Annotated in this window: 5 protein-coding genes and 1 pseudogene; all 6 read left to right on the top strand. The window is 63.3% G+C overall.

What is annotated here, in order from left to right:
* Positions 1–435 (top strand): annotated as a pseudogene (locus QOC89_RS03055) (lipid kinase); the annotation flags it as partial.
* 35 nt (positions 436–470) lie between these two features.
* Positions 471–1283: an ABC transporter permease gene (locus QOC89_RS03050; protein WP_323043672.1), complete on the top strand. Its 813-nt coding sequence runs from the start codon at positions 471–473 to the stop codon at positions 1281–1283.
* On the top strand, positions 1280–2071 hold the full coding sequence (locus tag QOC89_RS03045) for an ABC transporter ATP-binding protein (protein ID WP_323043671.1): 792 nt from the start codon (positions 1280–1282) through the stop codon (positions 2069–2071). The genes QOC89_RS03050 and QOC89_RS03045 overlap by 4 nt, the downstream gene beginning before the upstream one ends.
* Positions 2072–2087: 16 nt before the next feature.
* Entirely contained in the window at positions 2088–2792 is a 705-nt protein-coding gene (locus QOC89_RS03040) for an urea amidolyase associated protein UAAP1 (protein WP_323043670.1), read from the top strand.
* Between the two features lie 15 nt (positions 2793–2807).
* A complete protein-coding gene (locus QOC89_RS03035; RefSeq protein ID WP_323043669.1) occupies positions 2808–3449 on the top strand; it encodes an urea amidolyase associated protein UAAP2 in 642 nt (213 codons plus the stop codon).
* A gap of 174 nt (positions 3450–3623) precedes the next feature.
* A partial coding sequence (gene uca / locus QOC89_RS03030) for an urea carboxylase (RefSeq protein WP_323043668.1) occupies positions 3624–7103 on the top strand: 3480 nt, incomplete at its 3' end.

Here is a 7103-nt window from a genome sequence, read left to right as displayed (position 1 = left end):
GAAATCATGGACATGATGGTGGTCAATACCAAGACCCTGCACGACCACCCCGCACTCGGCAAAGCGCTGACGGGTGCATGGTTCGAGATGGTCGCGCTGATGCACGCCAACAACGCCGACAGCACCGCCGCGCTCACGGCAATGGGCACGGCATCCGGCACGGATCTCGCGGGCTTCAAGGGTCAACTGTCGACCACCGCGCTCTTCTATACGCCGAAAGCCGCATTGGATTTCGTCACCAGCCCCGAAATGCCAAAGATCATGACACGCGTCGCCAGGTTCTCGTTCGATCATGGTCTGCTCGGACAGGATGCCAAAAGCGCGGACGTGGTCGGCATGGCGTTCGACAAAGGCGTCGTGATCGGCAACAAGAGCAACGTCAAGCTGCGTTTCGATCCGACCTACGTCGAAATGGCGGCGGCCGGCAAGCTCTGAGCCCAACCCCTCACGCATTCGTCAAGGCGGCCACCATGCGACTCATCAATCGACATCCCAGCCGAAGCGGCGGCCTGATGCTGCTGTTGCTGCCGTTCATCATGCTGATGGCGGTGTATTTCACCGGATCGTCGATGCGGCTCAAGCTCAATCCCGACGACAAGTTGCTGCCGGCCGCGACGCAGATGAGCGAGGCCATCAAGCAGGTCGCTTTCACCGAAGACAAACGCACGGGCGAGTATCTGCTGTGGGCCGATACGGTTTCGAGCTTGCGGCGGCTCGGTATCGGCCTCCTCGTGAGCGCCGTGATCGCGCTGGCGGTGGCCATCGCCACCGGTTCGTTGCCGTTGGCGAGCGCGACGTTTTCACCGTTCATCACGGTGATCTCGATGATCCCGCCGCTCGCGGTGCTGCCCATTCTGTTCATTGTGTTCGGGCTCGACGAATTGTCGAAGGTGGTGCTGATCGTGGTTGGCATTACCCCGATGATCATCCGCGACCTGCATTCGCGAGCCCGGGAAATCCCCGCCGAGTTGTGGGTCAAGGCGCAGACGCTCGGTGCGAACAGCTGGACGTTGATTCTGCGTCTCGTGCTGCCGCAATTGCTGCCGCGTCTGCTGGTGGCGATGCGTCTGTCGCTCGGTGCGGCATGGCTCTTTCTGATCGCAGCGGAAGCGATCGCTTCGACGGACGGCCTCGGCTACCGCATTTTTCTGGTGCGCCGCTACCTCGCGATGGACGTGATCCTGCCTTACGTGGCGTGGATCACGCTGCTCGCGTGGCTCATCGACGAGTTGCTGCGCCGCGTGACGCAGTGGTCGTTTCCCTGGTTTGGAGCCGCACGATGATCGAAGTTCGCAACGTCTGGAAGGAATACGGCGATCAGGTCGTGCTCGAACGATTGAACCTGCGGATCGAAGCAGGCGAGTTCTGTTCGCTGGTCGGCGCATCGGGTTGCGGCAAGTCGACTTTCCTGCGGCTGTTGCTGGGCCAGGAGCGCGCCACGCGCGGCGAGATTCTGCTGGACGGTCAACCGTTGCCCGCCGAGCCCGACGAGCATCGCGGCGTGGTGTTTCAGCGCTATTCGGTGTTCGACCATCTCACGGTGATTCGCAACGTGATGCTGGGCCTCGAATTGCCGCGCGCGAAGTTCACGGGCCGGCTGTTCGGCGCGCAATGGCGCGCGGCGCGCGACGAGGCCGCGGCGATGCTGGAACACGTCGGTCTCGGCGCGGCGTTGGACAAATATCCGCAGCAATTATCGGGCGGCATGCAGCAACGGCTCGCGATCGCCCAGGCGCTGATGATGAAGCCGCGCGTCTTGCTTCTCGACGAGCCGTTCGGCGCGCTCGATCCCGGCATCCGCAAGGACATGCACGAGCTGCTGCTGAGCCTGTGGCGGGAATCGAAGCTCACCATTTTCATGGTCACGCACGATCTGAAGGAAGGCTTCACGCTGGGCAGCCGCGTGCTGGTATTCGACAAGGTCCGCGTCGACCCTCAGGCGCCCGGCGCCTACGGTGCGCGTATCACCTACAACATTCCGCTCGACCACAGCCGCGACTCCGCGTCGTCCATCCATCTGGCCCAGGCCGTGGTGGAAGGCGCATCGCGGGTCGAAGCGGTCTCAGCCTGACAGGAATCTCAACAACATGGATGTGCTACTCGAAGAAACCGTCCCCGGCGGCGGTCATACGTCGCTGATCGTCAAGCGCGGCCAGTCGTTGCGCATTACCGACCTGCGCGGCGGCGCGAACGTCAGCGTGATGTTGATCAATGCCGCCGAGAAGAGCGAGCGGCTCAACCTGCCCGACACGCTGAAGTGCCAGCACACGGCGAAACTCACGGCCGGTCATTGTCTGTACTCCGACATGGGCCGCGTGCTTGCCGCGATCGTGACCGACACCTGTGGCTGGCACGACAGCATTGGCGGTGTATCGAACGCGGAAGAAGTGCGCGAGCACTACGGTGCGGGCCGCTACCAGGAACTGCGCAACGGGTTCTATCGCAACGGCACCGACAATCTGCTCGTCGAAATGGGCAAGTGGGGGCTCGGCATTCAGGACCTGCTGATGACGCTCAATCTCTTTAGCCGGGTCGACGTCACGGAGGCGGGCGCCCTGAATTTCGTGCCCGGCAATTCGAAGCCCGGCGATTACGTCGATCTGTATGCGCCAATGAACACGCTCGTCGTGCTCACCGCGATCCAGCATCCGCTCGATCCGCATCCGGACTATGCGCCGAAGCCCGTCAAGCTTGCGTTGAGCCACGCGGAGCGCGACGCCGCCGAGCTTTGCCGAACCGCGTGCGAGGAAAACGTGCGCGGTTTCATCAATACCGATCGTCTGTTTCTTTGAGCGGAGCCCGACACCATGACAACAACGCTGACCGTCAGCGATAAACGCCCTGAAAACGCGGTCTTTCGCGAGACACTCGCGGCCGGTGAACCGTGGCTTCACGAGCTGAAAGCCGGGCAGACGCTGCGCATTCTCGATCTGGAAGGCAATCAGGCCGTCGATACGCTGTTCTATGGTCTCGCCGATCCGCGTGAGCGTTTCGACCCGCAACGCACGCTGCGCCGGCAGAAAAGCCTGTACCTGACAACCGGCACCGTGCTGTATTCGAACCTCGGCAAGCCGATGCTGACCATCGTCGCCGATACCTGCGGCCGTCACGATACGCTCGGCGGCGCTTGCGCACAGGAGAGCAACACGGTGCGTTATGCGCTGGAAAAGCGCTACATGCATAGCTGCCGCGATAACTACCTGCGAGCCTGCGCACACGACGGACGTTTGTCGAAGCAGGACATCGGCGCGAACATCAACTTCTTCATGAACGTTCCGGTGACCTCCGCTGGCGGTCTGACTTTCGAGGACGGCATCTCGGCACCCGGCAAGTACGTGGAATTGCGCGCGGAAATGGATGTGATCGTGCTGATCTCCAACTGCCCGCAGTTGAACAATCCTTGCAATGCCTATAACCCGACACCCGCGGAGCTGCTGATATGGAACTGAAGCGACTCCGCAACTGGCTGTACTTCGTCATGCTGGTTCGCTCCGGACGATGCTGCACCTGCACGCGCGCACAACTGACCCACGCGAATCGCTAAGCCGGTCTCTGCCGCGGACGACCGCGGCATGCAATTCCCACGTGGCGGGACGGCCCGCCCATGAATCAAGACCCCTTTCATGTTCGAGAAAATCCTGATCGCCAATCGCGGCGCGATTGCGTGCCGCATCCTTAGAACGTTGCGCGAACTCGAAGTAACCGGTGTCGCCGTTTATGCGGAAGCGGATCGCGCGAGTCTTCATGTGAGCGAGGCGCCGCTTGCGCACTGTCTTGGCGACGGCCCGGCGTCCGCCACCTACCTCGATTCGAAGAAGATTCTCGAGATCGCTCGCCGTGAGAACGTTCAGGCGATCCATCCGGGCTACGGGTTCCTGTCGGAGAACGCAAGCTTCGGCGAAGCGTGCGAAGCGGCCGGCATTGCGTTCATCGGACCCACGCCCGCGCAATTGCGGGCGTTTGGACTGAAGCACACGGCCCGCGCCATCGCCGCCGAACAAGGCGTGCCGATGCTCGAAGGCACGGGCTTGCTCGACGATCTGCCGGCGGCGCTCGACGCAGCGGCGGCGATCGGCTATCCGGTGATGCTGAAAAGCACGGCGGGCGGCGGCGGTATCGGCATGCGGGTGTGCTGGACCACCGAGGAACTGAGCACGCATTTCGACGTGGTCAAGCGCCTTGGCCAGAACAACTTCAGCGATGCCGGCGTGTTCCTCGAAAAGTACATCGAACGCGCGCGGCATCTCGAAGTGCAGATCTTCGGCGACGGACAAGGCGATGCGATTGCCCTCGGCGTGCGCGATTGCTCGGTGCAGCGGCGCAATCAGAAGGTGCTCGAAGAAACCCCGGCCCCCTGTTTGCCGGAGGGCATGTCCGCCGCCTTGTGCGAGGCCGCCGTGAAGCTCGCGAAAGCGGTGAATTACCGCTCGGCCGGCACCGTCGAATTTGTCTACGACAGCGCCGCGCAGCGGTTCTACTTCCTCGAGGTGAATACGCGTTTGCAGGTCGAGCACGGTGTGACCGAGCAGGTCTGGGGCGTCGATCTGGTGCGTTGGATGATCGAACTGGCCGCGGGCACGCTCGCGCCGTTGCAGCAACTCGCGGCGACCTCGACGCCGAGAGGACACGCGATCCAGGCCCGCCTCTATGCCGAAGACCCGGGCCGCGATTTCAAGCCGAGCCCCGGCTTGCTGACCGATGTCGCGTTTCCGCACGCCGACGGCCGCGCAGTGCGCATCGACACGTGGATCGAAGCCGGTTGCGAAGTGCCGCCCTACTTCGACCCGATGCTGGCGAAGGTGATCGCATGGTCGCCGACGCGCGACGCGGCACGCCACGCGCTCAATGACGCGTTGCAGAGCACGCGCATCTACGGCGTGGAGACCAATCGCGACTATCTGCGGCAGATCCTCGACGATCAGCCGTTTGCGTCGGGCCAACCCTGGACGCGTTGCCTCGAAGGACTCAAGTACCGGGCGAGTACGATCGAGGTGCTCAGCGGCGGCACGCAGACGACCGTGCAGGATCATCCGGGGCGTCTGGGCTACTGGGCAGTCGGCATTCCGCCGTCCGGTCCGATGGATGACCGCGCGCTGCGGCTCGGCAACCGGCTGCTCGGCAATGCGCGCGATGCGGCCGCGCTCGAAATCACCATGAGCGGGCCGACCTTGCGCTTCAATACGGATGCGGTCGTCGTGGTGACGGGCGCGCATCTATCCGTGTTGCTCGACGACATCGCACAGCCGTTGAACACGACGCTCCTTGTCGCCGCCGGTTCGACGCTCGCGCTCGGCGCGATCCGTGGGGCGGGTGCGCGTGCCTATTTGTGCGTGCGCGGCGGTTTCGATGTCGCCGTGTATCTCGGCAGCCGCAGCACCTTCACGCTCGGCCAGTTCGGCGGCCACGGCGGGCGAGCACTGCGAGCGGGCGATGTCCTGCATCTGCAGCCACTCCAGGACGACAGCGCGGGCGCGGTGCTTGCCAAGGTCCCCGAGCTGGAAACCGTGCGAACGCTGCGCGTGATTTACGGCCCGCACGGCGCGCCGGAGTACTTCAGCGCGCGATATATCGAACAGTTCTTCGACACCGAATGGGAGATTCATTTCAACTCCAGCCGCACGGGCGTGCGCCTGATCGGACCGAAGCCGGAATGGGCGCGCGAGGATGGCGGCGAGGCCGGACTGCATCCGTCGAATATTCACGACAATCCGTATGCGGTCGGCGCAGTCGATTTCACCGTCGACATGCCGGTGATTCTCGGGCCCGATGGTCCGAGCCTTGGCGGGTTTGTTTGTCCGGTCACGATCATCGAGGCGGATCTCTGGCAGATCGGCCAGTTGAAAGCCGGTGACAAGCTGCGTTTCGTGCCGGTGCGAATCGATCAAGCGCGTGACGCAGCGCGCCAACGTCTGCGAGAACTGGACACGCTCGAATTCGACGCACAGCCGGTTGTCACGAAGGTCGCGCCGCTGGCATCGCCTATCGTGCTCGATACCGGTGCGGATCGTGATCGCCTCGTCGCGCGCGTTTCCGGCGACACGCATCTGCTGCTCGAAATCGGCCCGGCGGAACTCGATCTCGTCTTGCGCTTCCGCGGTCATGCGCTGATGCAGGCGCTTGAATCCATGGCGCTGCCTGGCGTGATCGATCTGACGCCGGGCATCCGTTCGCTGCAGATTCACTATCAGCCTGAGCGCCTGCCTCTGTTGCAGTTGCTCGCGATCGTCGAGCGCGCCTGGCAGCATGTCGTGTTGCAGAAGGATTTGCGCGCGCCGTCACGGATCGTGCATCTGCCGCTGTCGTGGGACGATCCCGCGTGCCGGCTCGCGATCGACAAATACATGACGACGGTGCGCAAGGACGCGCCCTGGTGTCCGAGCAATCTCGAGTTTATCCGCCGCATCAACGACCTCGCTTCGATCGATGCCGTCAAACAGATCGTCTTCGATGCCAGCTATCTGGTGATGGGGCTTGGCGACGTGTATCTCGGCGCGCCGGTCGCCACCCCGCTCGATCCGCGTCACCGGCTGGTGACGACCAAATACAACCCGGCGCGCACGTGGACGGCCGAGAACTCGGTCGGCATCGGCGGCGCCTATCTGTGCGTGTATGGGATGGAAGGGCCTGGCGGCTATCAGTTCGTGGGCCGCACGTTGCAGATGTGGAATCGTTATCGCGAAGTCGCGGATTTCGCGGGGCGGCCGTACCTGTTGCGTTTTTTCGACCAGATCCGCTTTTACGAAGTCCCCGCCGACGAATTGCAGCGCATCCGCGCGGACTTCCCGCTAGGGCGATATCCGCTGAAGATCGAAGAGACCGAACTTTCGCTGGCCGACTATCAAACGTTTCTCACCCGCGAAGCTGCCGGCATCGAGCGGTTCCGCGCGCGTCAGCAAGCCGCGTTTCAGGCCGAACGCGAACGCTGGCGGGAAGCGGGCGCGGCGGAAGAAAGTTTCGACGCGCCAATCGCTGACAACGTGGAACTCGCGCCGTTGAAAGATGGCGACGTAGCCGTGGAGAGCGAGATCGCGGGCAGTCTCTGGCAAGTGCGCGTGAGTGCCGGCGCCACGGTAGAAGCCGGCGACGTGCTGCTCGTCATCGAG

This window comes from Paraburkholderia sp., assembly GCF_034668105.1.
In the GTDB taxonomy this organism is placed as follows: domain Bacteria; phylum Pseudomonadota; class Gammaproteobacteria; order Burkholderiales; family Burkholderiaceae; genus Paraburkholderia.
The sequence above is the reverse complement of the archived record's forward strand: the minus strand, read 5'-3'. Positions and strand labels throughout refer to the sequence as shown.